The organism is Aestuariivita boseongensis (assembly GCF_001262635.1).
Lineage (GTDB): Bacteria > Pseudomonadota > Alphaproteobacteria > Rhodobacterales > Rhodobacteraceae > Aestuariivita > Aestuariivita boseongensis.
This window is the reverse complement of record NZ_JXYH01000027.1, coordinates 1-20,913: the sequence shown is the minus strand read 5'-3', so window position 1 is coordinate 20,913 and position 20,913 is coordinate 1. Positions and strand designations below refer to the sequence as shown.

The following is a 20,913-nucleotide window of genomic DNA, read 5'->3' as shown; positions in this document are numbered from 1 at the left end:
AAGGGCATTTGCCGCGCTATGATGGGTCCGACAGGGTGAAACGGGTTGTGAGTGCATGATGCAAGATGATGAGAAAATCCAAGGCCGTATCCACGGCGAACAACCCGAAATGAGCCCGGATAATCTGGGGCTGCGGCTGGTCTATATGATCCTGATTGCCGTGATGATCTCCATCGCACAAACGGTGCTGACGGTGGCGACGGTGCTTCAGTTCGTCATCATGCTGGTCAACAATCGCGAACCCAACGAACGGCTTGCCGACTTTGGCACCGATCTGGGCGTGTGGGTGGCCAAGGCCGCGCGGTTCCAGACCGCGGCCAGTGAAGTAAAGCCCTGGCCCTGGACCGAGCTGGATTGACCGGCGTTTGGTCGGGACAGGTTCGCGCAAAGGGGTGACAGCAAAAGGCGGGTTTGAGCCCAGATCGGCCGTAGGCGTGACGCGCGCCGTGCCTTGGCGATGATGCCAGCCAATGTGCCTCCTGTCCCGCGTTTCCGGCATGCGCGTCTCTCACGGACCTCGAACCACTCTAACCCCCTGAAAGCGCATCCAGATAGGCCCGTACCGCCGTCTGCACATGGCGAAACCGGTCTCCGCCCAGATGTTTGCCGCCATACCAGCGGGTGACAACAATCAGGTGATCGCGCAGCCCCTCCCGCTCCAGCATCCGCAGGATCACATTGCCCGCGCCCGCCTCGCCATCATCGGATTTCAGCGGGCCATCGGCGGTCAAAAGCCCCCATGTGTTATGCGTGGCCTTGGCGAATTTTTTTTTGCGTTTCAGATCCTTGAGGAGCGCCTTGGCCTGATCCTCCGACGCGCAGGGCGCGCCGGAGACGGCATATTTCGACCCGCGATCGGTCAGGATGTTGTCCAGGATCAGCATCGGCCGATCGGGGCTTATTCCATCGCTTCCAGCTCGTCGATGAAGCCCGCGATCATGCTCAGGCCCTTGTCCCAGAAGGCCGGGTCCGAGGCATCAAGGCCGAAGGGCGCCAGAAGCTCCTTGTGGTGCTTCGATCCGCCCGCTTTCAGCATGTCGAAATACTTCTCCTCGAACCCTGCATCGCCCTGTTCGTAAACCGAATAAAGCGCGTTCACGAGCCCGTCGCCAAAGGCATAGGCATAGACATAGAAGGGCGAATGCACGAAATGTGGGATATAGGCCCAGAAGGTCTCATAACCCTCCATGAATTCGAAGGCCGGCCCAAGGCTTTCGCCCTGAACGCTCATCCAGATGGCGTTGATATCATCGGGCGTCAGCTCGCCCCCGCGCCGCGCGGCGTGCAGTTTGCATTCGAAATCATAAAACGCGATCTGCCGGACGACCGTGTTGATCATATCCTCGACCTTGCCCGCCAGCAGCACCTTGCGCTGGGCATCTGTCTCGGCCTTGTCGAGCATCTTGCGGAAGGTCAGCATTTCCCCAAAGACCGAGGCTGTTTCTGCCAGTGTCAGCGGCGTCGACGACAGCATCTCCCCCTGTCCTGCGGCCAGGACCTGATGCACGCCGTGGCCCAGCTCATGGGCCAGCGTCATCACATCGCGCGGTTTGCCCAGGTAGTTCAGCATCACGTAAGGGTGCACATTGGTCACCGTCGGATGGGCAAACGCGCCCGGCGCCTTGCCGGGCTTCACGCCCGCGTCGATCCAGCCCTTGCGGAAGAAGGGCTCGGCCAGATCGGCCATGCGCGGATCAAAGGCGGCATAGGCCTCCATCACCGTGGCCTCGGCTTCGTCCCAGTTCACGATCCGCGGGTCTTCCAGAGGCAGGGGCGCATTGCGGTCCCAGACCTGCATCTTGTCCAGCCCCAGCCATTTGCGTTTCAGCTCGTAATACCGATGGCTCAGCTTCGGATAGGCGGCCACGACCGCTTCGCGCAGCGCCTCGACCACTTCCGGCTCTACCTGGTTCGACAGATGCCGCGCGGTTTGCGCGGTGGGCATGCCGCGCCAGCGATCGATGATCTCTTTTTCCTTGGATTGCGTGTTATGAACGCGCGCAAAGGCCTTGATATTGCTGGAAAACACCTCTGCCAATTCACGCGCCGCGGCTTCGCGTTTGGCGCGGTCGGGATCGGTCAGCAGGTTCAGCGTGCCTTCGATATTCAGCTCTTCCCCATCCACGGTAAAGGACAGCCCCGCGATCGTCTCATCGAAAAGCCGCTCCCAGGCATCGCCCACAACCCCCAGATCATGCAGGAATTTCTCCAGCTCATCGCTCAGTTGGTAAGGCTTCATGGCGCGAATGCGGTCGAAGACGGGCTTATAGCGCGCAAGATCGGCATTCTCGGCGAAAAGCGCGTTCAGCTTGCCATCCTCGATCCGGTTGATCTCCAGTGTGAAGAACACAAGCGGCGTGGTGTAATTGGTGATCTTCTCCTGCAGATCCGACATGAACTTGGCCCGGCCCGCATCGGTGGTCAGCTGATAATAACGCAGCCCGGCAAAGGACATGATGCGCCCCGCCACCTGAGTGATCTTTTCATTGCGCAACACGCAATCCAGCAGCCCCTTGGCGTCCAGATCGGCCAGCTTGCCCTCGTAGTCAGAGGCAAAAGACGCGCAAGCCTCCTCCAGCCAATCCAGATCGCGCTTCAGCTCGGGCGCGTCCTCGCCGGTATACAGATCGCTCAAATCCCATTCCGGCAAATCGCCCAGATCGCGGCCCCCGGCAGATGCATTGGCGTCACGGACGGGAAAGGGCAGCTGAAACATGAAAAACCTCCGAATTTGCGTTCCCCCTGACTTAGGACGCAGCGCCCGCAGGCACAAGCACCGCGCCCCTGCTTCTTTCTGGCCAAAAATACCCCACACCACGCGGGCCACGGGGCCGCAGCATCAGCCGTAAAGGCGCAACATCTCGTTCAGATCCTCCAGCGTGTTGGCCTCCTGCACGGGCTTGTCCTTGCGCCAGCGGCTCATGCGGGGAAAGCGCAGCGCCACGCCGGATTTGTGGCGGGGGCTTTCATGGATGCCTTCAAAGGCGATCTCGAACACATGTTCGGGCGTGACCTGCCGCACCGGGCCAAAGCGCTGCAGGGTGTTCTTGCGCACCCAGGCGGTGATCTGGCGGAATTCGGCGTCGGTCAGACCGGAATAGGCCTTGGTGAAAGGCACCAGCTCATTGCCCTTCCAGACGGCAAAGGTGAAATCGGTGAACAGGTTCGCGCGCCGCCCGTGCCCCTGCTGGGCATAGATCATTACCGCATCGATGGTTAGCGGATCCAGCTTCCATTTCCACCAATCGCCCTTCTTACGCCCCGACAGATAGGGGCTGTCCGCGCGTTTCAGCATCAACCCCTCGGCCTGCGCGTCCCGCGCGCTTTCGCGGAGGTGGCGCAGAGCCTCCCAGCCGGAGAAGTCCAGTTGCGGCGACAGGCGCAGCGGCGCATCGTCTGGCAGATTGCGCAACAGTCCTTCCAGCCGCGCGCGGCGTTCCGCAAAAGGCAGGGCGCGGATGTCAGTGCCTGCATCTTCCAAAAGGTCATAGGCATAAAGGATAACCGGCGCGTCGCGCAGCAGGGATTTCGGCACCGTCTTTCGGCCAATGCGTTTTTGCAAAGCGTTGAAGGACATGGGCGCGCCGTCCCATGCCAGAATCTCCCCATCCAGCACGGTGCCGGAGGGCACGAAATCCACTGCACGGGCAAGTTCCGGGAAGCGGTCTGTCATCAGCTCTTCGCCGCGCGACCAGGTGAAATGCGCGCCACCCCGCAGGATCAGCTGACCGCGAATGCCGTCCCATTTCCACTCCGCCCGCCAGTCGTCCGGAGCGCCCAGCGTCTCGGGCGCCTCTTCCAGCCCATAGGCCAGATAGAACGGATAGGGGCGTGAAGCGTCGGCCGAGGGGTCATCTGCCTCGATCAAGGCGTGATAGGTGGTGTCATCAGGGGACCAGTTGCCCATCAGCCGATGCGCCAGTTCCGCCTCGTCCTTGCCGGTGGCCTGGGCCAGTGCGCGGGTCATCAGTTTCTGACTGATTCCGATGCGGAATCCACCCGTGATAAGCTTGTTGAACAGGAACCGCTGGGTGGTATCAAGCTCGTCCCAGGCGGCCAGAACGGCGGATTTGCGGGCGGGCTCGTCAACCTGAGAAAGCCCACGTAACATGTTGATCCAATGGGTTAAACCGCGATTAGTTTCTTCTGTCGCAGAGGGAAGAAACAGCGCGATGGTTTCCGCAAGATCGCCCACGATGGGATAGGCTTCCTCGAACAGCCACAGGGGATACCCCGCCTGTTCCGCCGCCCATTCGCGTAGGCGCGTGGTGGTCACCGCCCGTTTGGGTCTGCGGCCCGAGAACAGAGCGATCGTCCACAGCCGGTCTTCTTCGGACGCCGTCGCAAAAAACTCCGCCAGAGCGGCCACTTTGACCGTGGTCTTGGTGCTTTGGTCAATCCGGGTGAAAAGGCGCGCAAAGTCTTTCATCGGGCGGCCTCGCTGCGCGCCCCGGGCTTGATCCGAGGCCTCCACTTGGCTCGACGAGGCCCCGGATCAACTCCGGGGCGTAACGGGTGTAACGGCTCCTTCACGCTTCGGCCTCATCCAGCGTTTCGCCCTCGAACTCGGTCGGTATGACCTGCGCATTCAGCCCCTGACTGTTCAACCAGCGCGTGAAGATATCCATGTAACCATGCGTTACATATATGTTTTCTGCTCTCGTTCCGCGAATAGCCGCGTTCAGCCCCTCCCAATCCGCATGGTCCGAGATGACAAAGCCCCGATCCGCCGCCCGCCTGCGCCGCACGCCGCGCAACTGCATCCAGCCGCTGGCAAAGCCGGTCGAGACCGCTCCGAATTTGCGCGCCCAGGGCGTGCCGAAAGCCGAAGGCGTGGCCAGTACCAGCGCGCCGGGGTGGTCGGCGATCTTCGTCTCTGCCGTCACAAGCACCGTATCGGGCAGATCGATGCCCTGCGTGCGCAGCACCGCATTGGTGTTTTCCACCGCGCCATGTGTCAGGATCGGCCCGATTTCCGGGTCCAGCAGTCGCAACAACCGCTGCGCCTTTCCCAGTGCATAGGCCCCCAGAAGCGGCGTTTTCCCATCCGCGATAGAGGCGCGCCACCAGTCGTTGATCTGGGCCCGGACATCTTTCTGCGCCTGCCAGCGAAAGACGGGCAGGCCAAAGGTGCTTTCGGTGATGAAACTGTGGCAGCGCACCGGCTCAAACGGGGTGGAGAGGCCGTCATCCTCCAGCTTGTAATCGCCCGAGGCGACCCAGACCTCTCCCGCGACCTCAACACGGATCTGCGCCGATCCGGGCACATGGCCTGCCGGATGGAACGAAACCAGCGCGCTGCCAAGATTGAGCTTCTCACCATAACCAATTGTTTCCAGGCAAATATCGCCCAGCCTGTGCCGCATGACCGGCGCGGCGAGATCGGTGGCCAGATACCGGGCGTGGCCGGGCCGCGCGTGATCGGCATGGCCATGGGTGATCAGCGCGCGGTCCACGGGGCGCCAGGGGTCGATGAAGAAATCCCCTGCCGGGCAATAGATGCCCTTGTCGGTGAATGTCAGAATCGGATCGCGCGCCATATGCCAATCATAGCGCCCGCGCGCGGCTCAGCCAGAGCGGGGAAGATTGGCCTGGGATTCGCCACGTTCGAACAGGTCCAGCATCTGACGCAGCACCAGCGCCCGCGTCTCGGGTCCTTCCATCAGGATCTCGTGCTGGGCGTCATTCACCACCTGATAGGATCCGCCCGTCCAGTTCGCCATGCGCAGACGCATCGCCTCGCGATCGACGATCGCCTCGTCTTCGCCCACAAAGCAGATCGCGGGCACCGGCGGCGGGGCCGCGCGCCTCAGGTACCGGCATTCGCGCAAAGCCTCTCCCAGCCAGTGGATCGACGGACCCCCCAGCGCCATGTCGGGATAGCGCGTGACCTGGGTCTTCATGTACTCCCACATCTCGGGCGTATTGGTCAGGGTATTGCCCTCGAAGGGGGAGGTGAGGATGTAATTCTCGGCCGTGGCGGTGGGGGCCAGGCGGTGGCCCTGTCCGGTCCACTTGCTGGCGTAATAAAGCGCCAGGGCCATCTGGCGCATGCCCTTCGCCATCAGGATGCCCCACATCGGCCCGGTGAAAGACGCAGACAACACGTCGATCCCTTCCATCACCGACCGAAGCGCAATCGCGCCGCCCATGGAGTGGCCCAGGATGTGCCAGGGCTTGGGCATGTCCAGCTCTTGGGCCAGCGCAACCATCGCGGCGACATCTTTCTGGAAGTCGCGAAAACGGCCCACATGGCCAATACGGCGATCCGGCAGCAGCCGGTCGGCAATGCCCTGGCCGCGCCAGTCGATTGCCATCATGGCATAGCCTTCCGCCGTCACGTCGCTGGCGAAACGGGCGTATTTCTCGACATATTCGGACCGGCCGGGAAACAGCAACAGCGTTCCCCGCGCATCCGCTTTGGGCCAGACCCCGATGCGCACGCGCAGGCCATCGGATGTCTGTGCCCAGAAGGCCGCCCCGTCCGCCGGGCCATCGGCCACATCTGCGTAATACGGGGCGGGATCGGCCATGATCAGGCCAGAACCGAAGCCAATTTCATCGCGACGCCCATATCGCCATCCACCGACAGTTTGCCGGTCATGAAAGCGCTGGTGGGGTTCAGATCGCCTTCGAAAATGGCGCGGAACGTGTCGGCATCGGCGCTCAGCGTCACATCGGCGGGTTCGTCACCCACGCGGGCGCCGCTGCTGTCCATCATGATTGCGCCTTCGCCCTGTACGTCAAACTTGGCGGTGCTGTCGAAACCGGCGGCCGAGACTTTCTCGTTCAGTTCGGCTGCGGCCTGGTTCAGAAATTCGCTCATCTTCACACTCTCGTTTTATGGGCGCTTCTGTCTGGATTTTGCCACGCGCCGGGTTAAACTCAATCCCGATATGACGCGTTTGCCTTTCAATCTCAAATGTATCGTGGCGGCAGTTTTGCTGACAGTCACGTTTTCCCTACCCGCCGCCGCCCAGTCGGAGGAGGAGCGCACGCTTCTGGCCGACCTGGCCCAGGCCGAACCCGCCGCCGCCCTTCGCATCGACAGGGAGCTTCAGGCGATCTGGACGAAATCGGGGTCCTCCTCGATGGATCTGCTGCTGCGCCGGGGCCGGGAGGCGCTGGAGGAAGGGGAGACGCGCATCGCCATCGAACATCTGACCGCGCTGACCGACCACGCGCCCGATTTCGCCGAAGGCTGGCATCTGCGCGCGCAGGCCTTTTATGCTGAAAACCTGTTCGGCCCGGCGGTTGCGGATCTGGAACGCGCGCTTGCGCTGAACCCGTATAATTACAACGCGATCTTCGGGCTGGGCGCGATCCTGGAACAGTTCGGCGATGAAAAACGCGCCTTCGAGGCCTATTCCCGGGTCAAGACTATGCATCCCCATCACGAGGAAGTAGACAGCGCGCTTGAGCGGCTGGAATCGCGGGTGGGCGGCACCTCGCTCTGAGCAGGCGCAATCGGGAGCAGAGTATTGGCAGGCGCATCGCGGGTTGTGGCCGTTCTTGGCCCGACCAACACAGGCAAAACCCATTATGCCATCGACAGGATGCTGGGGTACCGCACCGGCGTGATCGGCCTGCCGCTGCGGCTGTTGGCACGCGAGGTCTACGACAAGATCGTCGCGATCCGCGGCCCATCTGTGGTGGCGCTTGTCACCGGCGAAGAACGGATCGTGCCACCCCGCACGCAATACTGGGTCTGCACGGTCGAGGCGATGCCCGAAGGCATGGGCTGCGATTTCCTGGCCGTCGACGAAATCCAGCTCTGCGCCGATCCCGAACGCGGCCATGTCTTTACCGACCGGCTTCTGCGCGCACGCGGGCTGCAGGAGACGATTTTCCTGGGGTCTGACACGATGCGCGGCCCGATCCGCGCGCTGGTGCCTGATGCACAGTTCCAATCGCGCGAACGGATGAGCCAGCTGGTCTATACCGGGGCCAAGAAGGTCAGCCGCATGCCGGCCCGGTCGGCGATCGTGGGGTTTTCGGTCGACAGCGTCTATGCGATCGCCGAACTGATCCGGCGTCAGAAGGGCGGGGCGGCAGTGGTGATGGGCGCGCTGTCCCCGCGCACGCGCAATGCGCAGGTCGAGCTTTATCAGAACGGGGAGGTCGATTACCTGGTGGCCACCGATGCCATCGGCATGGGGCTGAACCTGGATATCGACCATGTGGCCTTTTCCGCGCTCACGAAATTCGACGGGCGGCGGATGCGGCCGCTGGCGCCCAATGAACTGGCGCAGATCGCGGGCCGGGCCGGGCGCGGCATGTCAGACGGCACGTTCGGCGTCACGGGCGAAGCGCGCCCGCTGGATGACGGGGTGGCGCAGGCGATCATGGATCACCGCTTTACACCGCTGAAGAAACTGAACTGGCGCAATGCGGATCTGCAATTCGGCACGGTCGATGCGCTGATCCATTCGCTGGAAATCAGCCCGGGCGACGAAACGCTGGTCAAGGCGCGCGAGGCCGATGACCTGATGGCGCTGAAATCGCTGGCGCAGGATACCGAGGTGATGGCCCGCGCCTCGGACGGAGCGTCGGTCAAACTCCTTTGGGATGTCTGCCGCATCCCCGATTTCCGGGGCATCAGCCACGCCGAACACGCAAGCCTTCTGCAGGTGATCTTTGGCCACCTGCATGAACGCGGCCATGTGCCCGAAGACTGGTTCGCGCGACAAATCAAGCGGATCGACCGAACCGATGGCGATATTGATGCGTTATCCAAACGATTGGCGTATATCCGCACATGGACCTATGTCGCGCAGCGAAACGGCTGGGTTCCCGATGAAACCCATTGGCGCGGGGAAACACGCGCGGTAGAAGACAGGGTGTCAGATGCCCTCCACGAGAGGCTGACACAAAGATTTGTGGACCGGCGCACATCCGTTCTGTTGCGCCGGCTCAAGCAGAAGGAGGCCCTTTTGGCCGAAGTAAACGAAAACGGTGATGTGACCGTCGAAGGCGAATTCGTCGGTCGTTTGGAAGGGTTCCGCTTTATTCAGGACAAAGGGTCCTCCGGGGCCGAGGCGAAGGCGATCAAAACGGCCTCGCTTCAGGCATTGGCGCCGCATTTCCATCTGCGCGCCGACCGGTTCTATAACGCGCCCGATACCGAGATCGACTTTACCGAACAAGGTGGCCTCATGTGGGGCGATCAGGCCGTGGGCAAGCTGGTGGCAGGGCCCGAAGCGCTGCGCCCGCAGATCGAGGTCTTTGTCGATGACGTGGCCGGCGCGGATGTGCAGCAGAAGGTTCAGCGCCGCCTGCAGCATTTCGTGGACCGCAAGATCGCGTCGCTGTTCGAACCGCTTCTGGCGATGAAGAATGACGAAACCCTGACGGGGCTGGCCCGTGGGTTCGCCTTCCGCATGGTCGAACATCTGGGCGTGATCGAACGTCAATCGGTCGCCAACGAGGTGAAAGAGCTGGATCAGGACGCCCGTGGCCTGCTGCGCAAACATGGCGTGCGGTTTGGCCAATTCACGGTCTTCATGCCGCTTCTGCTGAAACCCGCGCCCACGCGGTTGCGCCTGGTGCTGTGGTCTCTCTCCAAGGGGTTGGCCGAATTCCCCGAAGCGCCGCCACCCGGTCTGGTCACCATTCCCGGCACCAGCGATGCGCCTGCCGGGTATTTCTCGATGGCGGGCTATCGCGCGGCGGGCGAACGGGCGATCCGCATCGACATGCTGGAACGGCTGGCCGATATGCTGCGGTCCGAAGACAGCCGCGGCGGGTTCGAAGCTAAGGCCGACATGCTCTCGATCACCGGCATGACGCTGGAACAATTTGCCGACCTGATGGGCGGACTGGGCTACCGGGCCGAGAAGGGTGAACGCGTCAAGGTCAAACAGGTGGCCGAGGCCCCCGTGACAGAGGACGCGCCGGTGATGGATGCGGCGCAAACCGCTGAAACCGCGCCGGCCGAACCGGGCGGTGACGTGCCCACGCCCGCCGATCTGCCCGAAACCGGCGCAGCGGATGAGGGCGAAACCCCCATGACCCCCGCCGATGAGGACGAAGCGGTTGAACCTGCCATCGCCGAGACCTCAGAGACCGAGATCGCGCCCGGCACCACGCCCGATGCCGCCGAACCCGAGATGGAAGTCTTCTATACCTTCACCTGGGCCGGCAATCGCGGCCCGCGCAAGGATGCCCGCCCGCAAGGCGGCAAACCGCGCGGCAAGCCCAAGGGCAAACCCGGCAAGGGCAAGCCCAAGCGCGAGCCGCAGGGGGCGAAATCCTATCAGGCGCGCCCGCCCAAAAAGGAAAAGCAGATCGACCCGGACAATCCCTTCGCCGCCGCGCTGATGGGATTGAAGGATCAGAAGTAAGCCTTGGATCAGGCCCCGCCCAAACTGCGCCTGGATAAATGGCTGTGGCAGGCGCGGTTTTTCAAGACGCGCTCCATCGCCGCGCGCGAGGTCAGCGCGGGCCATGTGCGCGTCAATGGCGACAAAACCGACAAGCCCGCCCGCGCGGTCAGCCCCGGCGATGTGCTGACCTTCGCACAGGCCCGCCGGGTGCGCGTGGTGCGCATCGAAGCGCTGGGCGACCGGCGCGGCCCCGCGCCCGAGGCGCAGACGCTTTACACCGATCTGAGCCCCCTGCAGGACAACAGCCCCGAAAATCCCGGTTTCGAGGGAAAAGGCCGTCCCACCAAACGCGACAGAAGGTCTCTTGATCTTTCTCGCCGTCAGACGCTTGAATGACCGCGCGCCCTGATTTAGGTGATCGTCACGAGTTCAAGCCGGATAGACCAGACCCATGACATATATCGTCAATGACAGCTGCATCGCCTGCAAATACACCGACTGCGTCGAGGTATGCCCGGTGGATTGTTTCTATGAAGGCGAGAACATGCTGGTCATCCATCCCGATGAATGCATCGATTGCGGCGTCTGCGAGCCCGAGTGCCCCGCCGACGCGATCCGCCCCGATACCGAACCGGACATGGAGAAATGGGTGGAGTTCAACCGCAAATACGCCGAGCTTTGGCCGGTCATCATCACCAAGAAAGACCCGCTGCCCGAGGCGGAAGAGCGTGATGGCGAAGAAGGCAAGCTCGAGAAATACTTCTCCGAAGCGCCGGGCGAGGGCGGCTGAGCGATTCGCTTAGCATGGCAACAATCCGCTATTTCGGCCGATTGGACAGAAAAAAGACCTAATAATCCCTAATATTTAAAGGGGTTCTCACTGCTTCCGCTGCGTCGTCTTCCGAAAGCTGCATTTTTGTGCTATATAACAACGCGATGGACCTGATGAACGGATACCTCCCGGACGCGATGCAGCGACGGGACACGTAAAAAGCGACAGTTGAAACTTGCTGAACGGGGTGATGGCTTGTCCCGCAGTAAGTTTTTTGTCGCCTGACGCGTTACCAAGATGGGAAAAAGCGCATGAGCAAGACCAAGAAACTCGACTTCCGCCCGAATGAATATGTTGTCTACCCCGCCCATGGCGTGGGCCAGATCGTATCCATCGAGGAACAGGAAGTGGCCGGCATCAAGCTGGAGCTGTTCGTGATCTCGTTTGAAAAAGACAAGATGACGTTGCGCGTGCCGACCGACAAGGCAACGTCGGTGGGGATGCGCTCGCTCAGCTCGCCTGACGTGATCACCAAGGCGATGACCACGCTGAAGGGCAAGGCCAAGGTGAAACGCGCGATGTGGTCGCGCCGGGCGCAGGAATATGAACAGAAGATCAATTCCGGCGACCTGATCGCGATTGCCGAAGTGGTGCGCGACCTGCACCGCACCGACGACCAGCGCGAGCAAAGCTATTCCGAACGGCAGCTTTATGAAGCTGCGCTTGAGCGTCTGACCCGCGAAGTCGCCGCCGTGGGCGGCAATGACGAGGTCGCCGCCGCCAAGCAGGTGGACGAAGTGCTGACCTCCCGCGCCGCGTAAACCAGCGCTGAACAGATGTGAAAAGCCGTCCCTGTCGGGGCGGCTTTTTTCATGCGCGGGTGATCAAGCCCAAAGCGCCGCCAGCGCCAGAAGGCAGGCGATTTCGGTGACCTGCTGCGTGGCCCCCAGAACATCGCCCGTCTGCCCGCCGATCTTGGCCTGCGCCACCGCGCCACAAAGCGCAATCGCAAGCAAAGCAGCCAGCACGATCGGGGCCATGGTCATACCTGTTGCAAGGCCAATCATAACCAGCCCAATCAGCACCGACGCGGCCACCGACGGCAAGGGTGGCTCACCCACCCGATCCGACAGACCTCCGGGCCGCGCACGTGGCAGCGCCGACATCATCGCAGGCAGCCCCATGCGCGAGGCCACGGCCACCGCAACCAGCGCCAGCGGCGCCTGGGCGATCACCACGCTTAACGCCGACCAGCGCAGGCCCACCGACAGCACCAGCGCCAGCACCCCATAGGTGCCGATATGGCTGTCCTTCATGATCTCAAGCCGCCGCTCGGGCGCGAACCCGCCCCAGAACCCATCGGCGCAATCGGCCAGCCCGTCCTCATGGAGGGCCCCTGTCAGGATGATCTGCACCGCCAGCACCAACCCGGCGGCGATCCATACCGGCAGGCCCAGGTCCATCGCGGCAAAGGCGACGAGTGCGGCCAGAAGCCCCAGAAGCGCGCCCACCAGCGGAAAAGCCCAACTGGCCTGCGCCTGTCGGTCAAAAGCGCCCTTGGGCAAGGCGGGCAGGGGCAGGCGGGTCAGCAGCGCCAGTGCCACCCCCAGATCGAGGGGCCGGAATGGGGCAGTGTCGTTTTCACGCATCGAAGGGGATGATCCGGGGTTGTGACGCCAAGGCCTTCGGTTAAACAGAAGCCCGACCAATTATGCAATGAGGCCCGTTACATGTCCGCGTTTTCCGATTTTGCCGCCCTGCGATCCCGTCTGGCCTCGGCCCCCGGTCCGCATGCGGATGCCCGTGCCGGGGCAGAGGCGCGGAATGCCCAGCTGACCAAACCTCCCGCGGCCCTGGGCCGGCTTGAGGATCTGGCGATCTGGTATGCCAGCTGGCGCGGCACCGACCGGCCGCAGATCACTGCGCCGCAAGTCATTGTCTTTGCGGGAAATCATGGTGTGACAGCGCAGGGGGTGTCAGCCTTCCCGGCTGAGGTGACCGCGCAGATGGTGCTGAATTTCGAAGCCGGCGGGGCGGCGATCAACCAGCTGGCGAAGGCTGCAGGCGCGCGGCTGGATGTGCACGCGCTGGATCTGGACCGCCCCACGGGGGATTTCACCCAAGGCCCCGCGATGAGCGAGGCCGACTGCGTGGCAGCTTTGTGCAGAGGGTGGAATGCTGTCGACCCCTCAAGCGACCTTCTGGTTGTGGGCGAAATGGGCATCGGCAACACGACATCTGCCGCCGCCATTGCCTGTGCGCTTTTCGGCGGCGAGGCGGGCGACTGGACCGGTCGCGGCACCGGTGTGGATGATGCGGGGCTTGCGAACAAGACCCGCGTGGTGGCCGAAGGTGTCGCGCGCCACGGGGGCGGCGACGGGCTTGAGACGCTGGCGCGTCTGGGCGGGCGCGAATTGGCGGGCATGGCGGGCGCTATCGCGCGCGCACGTGTCGAACGCATTCCCGTCATTCTGGACGGGTTCATCTGCTCGGCCGCCGCAGCCTGCCTGATGAAAACCGAGGCCTCGGCCCTGGATCACGTCGTCGCCGGCCATCTGAGTGCCGAAGGCGCCCATGGCCGCCTGCTGGATGCGCTAGGCAAAGCGCCGCTTTTGTCATTGGGCATGCGGCTGGGCGAAGGGTCGGGGGCGGCGCTGGCCATTCAGGTTCTGAAAGGCGCAGTTGCCTGCCATTCGGGCATGGCCACCTTCGCCGAAGCCGGCGTCTCGGACAGCTAAGCGGAGCGGCTGCGCCGCAAGTTTTCCTGACTGATGCGAGGCTCCGCCTCGCGCTCCGGGGTATTTGCGGCCAGAAAGAAGCAGGGTTATGTGTCTGCTTCTTTCTGGCGATAAACACCCCGGGGGAGGCCGAAGGCCGGGGGCAGCGCCCCCTACCGCGTCAGGCCGATTTCTTGTCGGTTTCCGTTTCGCGGTTCAAAAGCGCCAGTTCCAGCTCTTTCTCCAACTCCTGCGACCGCGCGATGTAGGCCGCGTTTTCGCTGGCCGGGATATCGGGCTCCCACAGCTCGGCCAGCTCGCGCACCGCATAGCGATCATGGGCATAGAAGGTGCGTTCGGCCTCGGCCGCCTCGTATTCGGAAAGCCCCATGTTTTCCAACACATAGCGCCCTGCGCGCAAGGAGCCGTCGAACATTTCGCGCACGATGTCATCGGCCCCGGCCCGGTAGAGGCGGTAGACATGGTTGCGGTCGCGTGCCCGTGCGATGATATGCAGATCAGATCTTTCGCGGCGCGCATAGGCCACCAGCCGGATCGCCGCGTCGGGGTCGTCCAGCGCCACCACCAGCACCCGCGCCGTGCCAAGCCCCGCGGCTTTCAGCAGTTCGGGCCGGGTCGGATCGCCCAGAAATCCCTTGAAGCCAAAGCGGCGCATCAGCTGGATCGTCTCCATATCGTGGTCCAGCACCACGGTGTTGAACCCGCTGGCCTGCACCAGCCGGTTCACGATCTGTCCGAAACGCCCGATACCTGCGATGATGACGGGGCCTTCCTCGTCGATTTCGTCGGGTTCGTGCTGCGGCCCGTGATCGGCCATGCGGCGCGAGAGCATCTCGTAGGCGATGAACAGAAGCGGCGTGATCAGCATCGACAGGGCAATGACCAGCAGCATCTTCTGCGCCAGATCGGCCGGGATCACGTTCTGCGACAGCGAGAAGGAGATCAGCACAAAGCCGAATTCCCCCGCCTGTGCCAGACCCAGCGTGAACAGCCACTGATCGCGGCCCTTCAGCTTGAAGATCTTGCCCAGGCAATAGAGAACCAGTCCCTTGGCCAGCATCACCAGTACCGCGAGTCCGATCAGATCCAGCGGATCGCGCAGGAAGGCGCGGTAATCGATGCCTGCGCCCACCGTGATAAAGAACAGCCCCAGAAAGAGGCCCTTGAAGGGCTCAAGGTCGCTTTCCAATTCGTGGCGGAATTCGCTGTTGGCCAGAACCACGCCGGCGAGGAAAGCACCAAGGGCGGGCGACAGGCCCACCAGCATCATCAGAAAGGAGATACCCACGACGATCATCAGCGCCAGCGCGGTATACATCTCACGCAGGCGGGCGGCGTGGATGTATCGGAACACGGGCCGCGTCAGATAGACACCTGCCAGGATGACGAAGGCGATGGCGCCGATGGTCACCAGCGTGACACCCCAGCCCGGCAGGCCATCGACCAGCGACAGGGTCATGCCGTGGTGGTCATCGCCATGCGCCTCGCCCTCGCGCACCAGCGCGCCGTTGGCGCTGATTTGGATCGGAATGCCCACCGCCAGCAGTGGCAGCACCGCCAGAATCGGGATCACGGCGATATCCTGGGTCAGCAGCACCGAAAAGGCCGACCGCCCTCCGCCGGTTTGCATCAGCCCCTTTTCCGACAGAGTCTGCAGCACGATCGCGGTTGACGACAACGACAGCGCCAGCCCGATGGCGATCGCTTCATTCCAGCTGCGATCCAGCGCCAGGGCGGCGACCATCAGAACCAGTGTCGTGAACAGGATCTGCGCACCGCCCAGCCCCACCAGCTTGTGGCGCATCGCCCAAAGCGCGCGGGGGTCCAGTTCCAGTCCGATCAGGAACAGCATCATGACCACGCCGAATTCGGCCACATGCTGCAGGTCCTTGGTCTCGGACCCGACAAGCCCCAGTACCGGGCCAATGATGATGCCCGCCGCCAGATAGCCCAGCACCGAGCCAAGGCCCAGTCGCGCGGCAATGGGCACGGCGATCACGGCCGCGGCCAGATAGATCGAGGCCTGAAAAAGAAAGGTTTCCATAACGCTCCCGCGCGGGTGTTCAGGTTGGCAGAGGGGCGTCGCGTTTGAGCTGATCCATTACGATCTGGCTTTGCACCCGTGCCACTGCAGGGTGGGGCAAAAGCACCTCGTGAATCAAGGTGTTCAGGGCAGGTAAATCGCTGCAATAGACGCGCAGCAGGTAATCTGCCTCGCCGGTCAGCGTCCAGGCGCTGGTGATCTCGGGGCGCAGTTCGACCAGGCGGGCGAAACCGGCGGATTGATCCGGGCCGTGGGTGGCCAGTTGCACTTGAATAAAGCCCTGTACGGTCAGCCCGATCCGCGCCGGATCCAGCTGGGCGGAATAGCGTTGGATATATCCTTCCGCCTCAAGCCGCTGACGGCGGCGGCCGGCCTGGCTGGGCGACAGGTTCAGCAGATCGCCCAGTTGCTGGGCGGTCAGATGTGCGTCTTCCTGCAACGCGGCCAGCAGTTTCGTGTCCATCTCATCAAGCATGCGCGGGAACTCCGTACAAAGCACTCCGGTCATGCTGGATTTGCGCGCAAAAAGGTCAAGCGGGATCGAAGAATGCGCAGAACGCGCGCGGGAATCCGCGTATTTTCGCATCAAGCGAACATAATATGAGAGGAGACGCGCCGATGGGACCTTTCCCGCATCACGCCCCGCGGTCCGAGATCACCGCCGAGAACCCCGCAGGCACCGACGGATTCGAATTCGTCGAATTTGCGCATCCCGATCCCGATGAGCTGCGCACGCTGTTTGGCAAGATGGGCTATGTCCATGTGGCCAACCACAAGACCAAGAAGATCGAGCTGTGGCAGCAGGGCGATATCACCTATGTGATTAATGCCGAGCCGGGCAGCTTTGGCAATCGCTTTGTCGAAGAGCATGGGCCCTGCGCGCCTTCGATGGCCTGGCGGGTACGCGACGCGCAACACGCCTTCGATCACGCGGTCGCCAAAGGGGCCGAGCCCTATACCGGCGACGACAAGACTGTGGACTGGCCCGCGATCAAGGGGATCGGCGGCAGCCTGATTTATTTCACCGATCAGTATTGGGATACCTCGCCCTATAACGAGGAATTTGACTGGATCGCGCAATCGAAACCCAGGGGCGAGGGTTTCTATTACCTCGATCACCTGACCCACAATGTGTTCAAGGGCAACATGGATGTGTGGTTCCGGTTTTATGGCGATCTGTTCAATTTCCGCGAAATCCGGTTCTTTGATATCGAAGGCAAGTTCACGGGGCTGTATTCGCGCGCTCTGACCTCGCCTTGCGGGCGGATCCGGATTCCGATCAACGAGGATCGGGGGGAGACCGGGCAGATCGTGTCCTATTTGAAGAAATACAACGGCGAAGGTATCCAGCATATCGCCGTGGGGACCGAAGATATTTATGACAGCGTGGATGCGATTTCGGAAAACGGGATCAAGTTCATGCCGGGCCCGCCGGAGACCTATTACACGCTCTCGAAAGAGCGGGTCGTGGGCCACGAGGAGCCGCTGGACCGGATGCAGAAACATGGCATCCTGATTGACGGCGAAGGCGTCGTTGACGGTGGTGAGACGAAGATCCTTTTGCAGATCTTCTCGAAAACTGTGATCGGGCCGATCTTCTTTGAATTCATCCAGCGCAAGGGCGATGACGGGTTCGGCGAAGGCAACTTCAAGGCGCTGTTCGAAAGCATTGAGGCCGAACAGATCGCTAATGGAGAGATCGCGGCCGAATAAGGGGGCCGGAATTTTCGAAAATTCCGGGGCGCGTCGGGTAACCGGCGCGCCTTTTATGTTGTACGGGGCGGATTGGCAGAGAAGCGGAATTTTCGAAAATTCCGCACCTGGCCCCGACCGGTCAGCCCGATGGGATGCTGAGGGTCAGGTTGCGGCCGTTTTTCTGATAGCGCAGCTCGCTTTCGCCGATGGCTGAAATCCGACCGCCATCCAGCCGGTCGCCCACCTGCACCTTCTTGTAACGCCCGTTGGGCAGGCGCACCAAGGCTCGGCGGTTCGACGGGGTGCCATAGACCCCGATCAGGTTCACCCGGCGCAGGTTGATGGCATTGTTCACCGTCGCCGCCCGCGCGACCGAAGCCGAAGAGGGGATGCGCGGCCCGGCCACCGCGGGTGCCGCGGTTGCGGGGGCTGCGGCGGCCACCTGTGTGGGTTCAGGCGCGCTGCGCGCAGCCTGCTCGACCAGCTGGGCGATATTGGCGGGGCGTTTCGCAGGCGTGATAGAGGCCAGAACCGCCTGGGCGGTCGGGGTCTCATCTTCTTCTTCCACCTGTTTTTCGACGCTGGGGCGTATTTTGGGGCGCACGCCAGACAGCTCGCTCAGGGTCAGGCCGCCCAGCTGCGAGCGTTCGGCCTGTTCCAGCAGATCGCCGGGTCGCACGCGCGGGCGCAGCGCGGCCAGGGCAATGCTGCCGGGCGTATCGGCGACGGCGTCTTCTTCCACGCGGTCCGGGGTGCGGGGCGGAACAACGGGCGGGCGTCCAAGAAAGACGGTGAAGCCATCGGGGCTGAGCGCGCCGTCAGGCGTGGGGATGACACGGCCATCGTCGTCAAAGGCAAAGCGCGATCCGGGCGCTGCGGGCGAGATGACCTGGCCAAGCGCCGTGTCTGTCTCGAACCGGTCCGCGGGCGGCAGGGCGACAGCGTCCCGCGCATCCACGGCCCCGTCGATTGACGTCAGATACAGGTCTTCCAGCGTGACCAGACCCGGTTCTTCCGGCGGTTCGGGCGCTTTCTGCCAGATGCCGGTGACGGCATAACGCGCCTCGGCCGTGTCCTGATCGGGGGGAAGCGTATCGGGGGCGGGCTCTGGTTCGGCGCGCAGCGCATCCAGCACGGCTGCATCCGTGTCCGACAGCGCGGGCTGTGCCGGGTCCAGAGCGGCCACGCGATCGGCGGTGTCGGCCTCGGCTTCGGTGTCGGTGTCGGTGTCGGGCTGGGGCAGGGCAGGCACCTGGGCCGCAACCACTGGTTCCTTCCGGTCGAACCACGATGACAGTTCCTCATCCAGAAAGACCGAGGCCCAGGCCGCCACACCCAGAAGAAAGATCAGCAGGACCGCCGTCAGGATCAGTCCCAGATGTTTCGGCGCGCCGCCAACCTCGCCTTTGTCTCGCATGCCGAAAATCGTCATCCGCTCCCGCTCGTCCGGCAGGTCCAGCGGCGCGGTTCCGGGGCCCGCGCTGGCCGGTTGCGCGGCGGCGAAGGCGGCGATGGGTTCGGGTTTGGGCGCGGGTGGCACGCGCGGCGGTTCGGCGCGCGGCGCAGGCGCGGCGGGGGCCGGGCGCGGGGCCGGTGCAGACGGCGCATCGGGTTCGGCGGCACGGCGGCTCAGGAACCGGGCCGCCCAGGTGGTTTTGGGTTCGTCCGCGCTGTCGTCAGACGGCGGTTCCTTGGCGCGGAGGGATGCGAAAAGCTGTTTGGGTGGCGGCGCCACTTCTTCCAGGTCGTCGGCTTCGATATGGGGCGCGATGGTGGATTTCGTGGCACCGCCCAAGGCCGGTGCACCGCTGGCGCGGCGGCTGGCAAAACCGGGAACGGGATCCTCCGCCACGGACTCCTCCGACATGGGCGGGTCTGGCGCGACGTCGGTCTTTACCGCGGGCGATGGGGGTTCTGCCGGGGCGGCGCTGTCCTTGGCCTCTGCCAGGGTGTCCGCGACGGGCGGCTCTGCCGGTGGTGCGTCTTGGGCTGTCACACTGGCCGTATCCGCGATTAGAGCGGCCGCGTCCTCTTCTGTGGCGTCCGTCTTTTCGCTTTCCTCGACCGGGCCCACGACCACGACGGCGATGCCGTCCGGCTCCACCCGTTCGCCCGACGCAAGCGCGGTATTCGCGTATCCGGTCGGGCCGAAGAACGGCTCGCCCAGGAAGGCCTCGTCTCCGGGGATGGCCACGAAGCTGACCGGCTGGAAGCGGTGTTCGATCGCGAAGCTTTCCGCCTCTTCCAGCGTGTCGCGGGCGACGGCGGCCACATGGGTCATCGGGCCATCGACGCAGATGTCATAGACCAGCTCTTCCACCGCATAGGGTGTGGCGCCATCCAGCGCGGCGCGCACCTGCGCGATCCGGTCGGCGGTGGAGACATGGCCGGTATCCACGCTGAGATAACGGATCTGATCGCGCGGAATGATCAGCTTTGTGCGAAACGCAGCCCCGCCCAGATCGACCGCTTTCTGTCGAAGTGCCGCCAGATCGGCCTTCAGATCAGCCGCCTTCAGATCCACACGGCCCGCCATCCGCCATCCGCCGGCGGCACGCACCAGCAGTTCAATCCCCTCGAACGAGAGTGACAGCGCGAAATCGGGTTTCATCCGGTTAATACACCTCAAAGGCGGCGGCGGGGTCTTCTGACCTTTTGCACAGTTTAAAACATGACATTGCTAAGGAAAAGCAAAAGACCGTGTATGGCATTGCGCGGGCTGGGCCGGGCAGGGCATGCTGGGGCTCTGACAAAGGAGTTTCAACAATGCGTTTTCCCGCGATTATGCTGTCTGCAGCACTGGTTATCCTCTCTCATCCCGTGGCCTGGGCCGAGGAGGCGATGCGGGTCATTACGGTCACCGGGCAGGGGCAAGTCTTTGCCGAGCCGGACATGGCGACCGTCAGCGTGGGCGTTACCCACGAGGATAAAGAGGCCAGCGCAGCGATGGCGAAAGCGGCCGATGGGGCGGCGAAGATCCTGGCACGGGTGGAAGAAGCCGGGATCGCGCCGCGCGACGTGCAGACCGGGTCGATCACGCTGAACCCGGTGTGGAACAATCGCAGCGCCTCGTCCGAGGTGCCGCGGATCACGGGGTTTGTCGCCAGTATCTCGGTCACGATCCGGGTGCGCGATCTGCCCAAACTGGGCGGCGTGCTGGATGCGGTTGTGACCGACGGGGCCAACCAACTGGGCGGCATTTCCTTTGGCATGCAGGACCCCAAACCCTTGATGGAAGAGGCGCGGCGGCAGGCGGTGGCCGATGGGCGCGCCAAGGCCGAAGTTCTGGCCGAGGCCGCTGGCGTCACGCTGGGCGCGCTGCAATCGCTGAACGAACAG

At 63.2% G+C, this 20,913-nt stretch carries 19 protein-coding genes; 9 read left to right on the top strand and 10 right to left on the bottom strand.

Going from position 1 to position 20,913, the window contains the following annotated elements; translation table 11 throughout:
• The first annotated feature begins 55 nt into the window (after positions 1-55).
• Positions 56-358: a DUF4389 domain-containing protein gene (locus TR61_RS11690; RefSeq protein WP_050930224.1), complete on the top strand. Its 303-nt coding sequence runs from the start codon at positions 56-58 to the stop codon at positions 356-358.
• A gap of 169 nt (positions 359-527) precedes the next feature.
• Here TR61_RS11690 and TR61_RS11685 read toward each other — a convergent pair whose 3' ends face one another.
• The 6 genes from TR61_RS11685 to TR61_RS11660 form a co-directional block, all read right to left on the bottom strand.
• Positions 528-884 (bottom strand): YigZ family protein, encoded by a 357-nt coding sequence (locus TR61_RS11685; protein WP_050930223.1) that lies wholly within the window; start codon positions 882-884, stop codon positions 528-530.
• 14 nt (positions 885-898) lie between these two features.
• Positions 899-2,716 (bottom strand): M3 family oligoendopeptidase, encoded by a 1,818-nt coding sequence (locus tag TR61_RS11680; RefSeq protein ID WP_050930222.1) that lies wholly within the window; start codon positions 2,714-2,716, stop codon positions 899-901.
• A gap of 123 nt (positions 2,717-2,839) precedes the next feature.
• Positions 2,840-4,429, bottom strand: coding sequence for an ATP-dependent DNA ligase (locus tag TR61_RS11675; RefSeq protein ID WP_050930221.1), 1,590 nt, complete (start codon positions 4,427-4,429; stop codon positions 2,840-2,842).
• A gap of 100 nt (positions 4,430-4,529) precedes the next feature.
• Positions 4,530-5,540: a ligase-associated DNA damage response exonuclease gene (locus tag TR61_RS11670; RefSeq protein WP_050930218.1), complete on the bottom strand. Its 1,011-nt coding sequence runs from the start codon at positions 5,538-5,540 to the stop codon at positions 4,530-4,532.
• Between the two features lie 27 nt (positions 5,541-5,567).
• Positions 5,568-6,533, bottom strand: a complete 966-nt coding sequence (locus TR61_RS11665; RefSeq protein WP_050930215.1) for an alpha/beta fold hydrolase — start codon at positions 6,531-6,533, stop codon at positions 5,568-5,570.
• 2 nt (positions 6,534-6,535) lie between these two features.
• Complete coding sequence (locus tag TR61_RS11660) at positions 6,536-6,826, bottom strand: SCP2 sterol-binding domain-containing protein (protein WP_050930213.1); 291 nt, start codon at positions 6,824-6,826, stop codon at positions 6,536-6,538.
• A gap of 70 nt (positions 6,827-6,896) precedes the next feature.
• Between TR61_RS11660 and TR61_RS11655 the strand changes: the two genes are divergently transcribed.
• From TR61_RS11655 to TR61_RS11635, 5 genes are all read left to right on the top strand, one after another.
• Entirely contained in the window at positions 6,897-7,457 is a 561-nt protein-coding gene (locus tag TR61_RS11655; RefSeq protein WP_050930211.1) for a tetratricopeptide repeat protein, read from the top strand.
• A 24-nt stretch (positions 7,458-7,481) separates the two neighbouring features.
• The gene (locus TR61_RS11650; protein WP_050930210.1) at positions 7,482-10,343 is read left to right on the top strand and encodes a helicase-related protein; all 2,862 of its coding nucleotides are present in this window, start codon (positions 7,482-7,484) and stop codon (positions 10,341-10,343) included.
• A gap of 3 nt (positions 10,344-10,346) precedes the next feature.
• A complete protein-coding gene (locus tag TR61_RS11645; protein WP_050930207.1) occupies positions 10,347-10,721 on the top strand; it encodes an RNA-binding S4 domain-containing protein in 375 nt (124 codons plus the stop codon).
• A 55-nt stretch (positions 10,722-10,776) separates the two neighbouring features.
• Entirely contained in the window at positions 10,777-11,115 is a 339-nt protein-coding gene (fdxA, locus tag TR61_RS11640; RefSeq protein ID WP_050930205.1) for a ferredoxin FdxA, read from the top strand.
• Between the two features lie 293 nt (positions 11,116-11,408).
• Positions 11,409-11,918 (top strand): CarD family transcriptional regulator, encoded by a 510-nt coding sequence (locus tag TR61_RS11635; RefSeq protein WP_050930203.1) that lies wholly within the window; start codon positions 11,409-11,411, stop codon positions 11,916-11,918.
• A 63-nt stretch (positions 11,919-11,981) separates the two neighbouring features.
• On the opposite strand, the gene cobS is transcribed toward TR61_RS11635, so the two are convergent.
• On the bottom strand, positions 11,982-12,746 hold the full coding sequence (gene cobS, locus TR61_RS11630; RefSeq protein WP_050930201.1) for an adenosylcobinamide-GDP ribazoletransferase: 765 nt from the start codon (positions 12,744-12,746) through the stop codon (positions 11,982-11,984).
• 81 nt (positions 12,747-12,827) lie between these two features.
• Here cobS and cobT point away from each other — a divergent pair, with 81 nt between their 5' ends.
• On the top strand, positions 12,828-13,835 hold the full coding sequence (gene cobT, locus TR61_RS11625; RefSeq protein WP_050930199.1) for a nicotinate-nucleotide--dimethylbenzimidazole phosphoribosyltransferase: 1,008 nt from the start codon (positions 12,828-12,830) through the stop codon (positions 13,833-13,835).
• Positions 13,836-13,995: 160 nt separating this feature from the next.
• Here cobT and TR61_RS11620 read toward each other — a convergent pair whose 3' ends face one another.
• Positions 13,996-15,879: a monovalent cation:proton antiporter-2 (CPA2) family protein gene (locus TR61_RS11620; protein ID WP_050930197.1), complete on the bottom strand. Its 1,884-nt coding sequence runs from the start codon at positions 15,877-15,879 to the stop codon at positions 13,996-13,998.
• A gap of 19 nt (positions 15,880-15,898) precedes the next feature.
• Positions 15,899-16,354 carry an Lrp/AsnC family transcriptional regulator gene (locus TR61_RS11615; RefSeq protein WP_050930195.1) on the bottom strand — a complete coding sequence of 152 codons (456 nt, stop codon included), beginning with the start codon at positions 16,352-16,354 and terminating at the stop codon, positions 15,899-15,901.
• Between the two features lie 143 nt (positions 16,355-16,497).
• On the opposite strand from TR61_RS11615, the gene hppD reads away from it, so the two are divergent.
• On the top strand, positions 16,498-17,592 hold the full coding sequence (gene hppD, locus TR61_RS11610; RefSeq protein WP_050930193.1) for a 4-hydroxyphenylpyruvate dioxygenase: 1,095 nt from the start codon (positions 16,498-16,500) through the stop codon (positions 17,590-17,592).
• 121 nt (positions 17,593-17,713) lie between these two features.
• On the opposite strand, the gene TR61_RS11605 is transcribed toward hppD, so the two are convergent.
• Positions 17,714-20,185, bottom strand: coding sequence for a hypothetical protein (locus tag TR61_RS11605; RefSeq protein ID WP_050930191.1), 2,472 nt, complete (start codon positions 20,183-20,185; stop codon positions 17,714-17,716).
• A gap of 155 nt (positions 20,186-20,340) precedes the next feature.
• Between TR61_RS11605 and TR61_RS11600 the strand changes: the two genes are divergently transcribed.
• Positions 20,341-20,913, top strand: a 573-nt coding sequence (locus tag TR61_RS11600) for an SIMPL domain-containing protein (protein WP_050930189.1), incomplete at its 3' end; no start/stop codon positions are given.

What these genes read in the sequence shown, in the direction of transcription:
- hppD (WP_050930193.1), top strand. Translation starts at nt 16,498, where the DNA reads ATGGGACCTTTCCCGCATCACGCCCCGCGGTCCGAGATCACCGCCGAG.
- TR61_RS11615 (WP_050930195.1), bottom strand. Translation starts at nt 16,354, where the DNA reads ATGCTTGATGAGATGGACACGAAACTGCTGGCCGCGTTGCAGGAAGAC.
- cobT (WP_050930199.1), top strand. Translation starts at nt 12,828, where the DNA reads ATGTCCGCGTTTTCCGATTTTGCCGCCCTGCGATCCCGTCTGGCCTCG.
- TR61_RS11690 (WP_050930224.1), top strand. Translation starts at nt 56, where the DNA reads ATGATGCAAGATGATGAGAAAATCCAAGGCCGTATCCACGGCGAACAA.
- TR61_RS11670 (WP_050930218.1), bottom strand. Translation starts at nt 5,540, where the DNA reads ATGGCGCGCGATCCGATTCTGACATTCACCGACAAGGGCATCTATTGC.
- TR61_RS11680 (WP_050930222.1), bottom strand. Translation starts at nt 2,716, where the DNA reads ATGTTTCAGCTGCCCTTTCCCGTCCGTGACGCCAATGCATCTGCCGGG.
- TR61_RS11605 (WP_050930191.1), bottom strand. Translation starts at nt 20,185, where the DNA reads ATGAAACCCGATTTCGCGCTGTCACTCTCGTTCGAGGGGATTGAACTG.
- TR61_RS11685 (WP_050930223.1), bottom strand. Translation starts at nt 884, where the DNA reads ATGCTGATCCTGGACAACATCCTGACCGATCGCGGGTCGAAATATGCC.
- TR61_RS11665 (WP_050930215.1), bottom strand. Translation starts at nt 6,533, where the DNA reads ATGGCCGATCCCGCCCCGTATTACGCAGATGTGGCCGATGGCCCGGCG.
- TR61_RS11635 (WP_050930203.1), top strand. Translation starts at nt 11,409, where the DNA reads ATGAGCAAGACCAAGAAACTCGACTTCCGCCCGAATGAATATGTTGTC.
- fdxA (WP_050930205.1), top strand. Translation starts at nt 10,777, where the DNA reads ATGACATATATCGTCAATGACAGCTGCATCGCCTGCAAATACACCGAC.
- TR61_RS11675 (WP_050930221.1), bottom strand. Translation starts at nt 4,429, where the DNA reads ATGAAAGACTTTGCGCGCCTTTTCACCCGGATTGACCAAAGCACCAAG.
- TR61_RS11660 (WP_050930213.1), bottom strand. Translation starts at nt 6,826, where the DNA reads ATGAGCGAATTTCTGAACCAGGCCGCAGCCGAACTGAACGAGAAAGTC.
- TR61_RS11620 (WP_050930197.1), bottom strand. Translation starts at nt 15,879, where the DNA reads ATGGAAACCTTTCTTTTTCAGGCCTCGATCTATCTGGCCGCGGCCGTG.
- TR61_RS11655 (WP_050930211.1), top strand. Translation starts at nt 6,897, where the DNA reads ATGACGCGTTTGCCTTTCAATCTCAAATGTATCGTGGCGGCAGTTTTG.
- cobS (WP_050930201.1), bottom strand. Translation starts at nt 12,746, where the DNA reads ATGCGTGAAAACGACACTGCCCCATTCCGGCCCCTCGATCTGGGGGTG.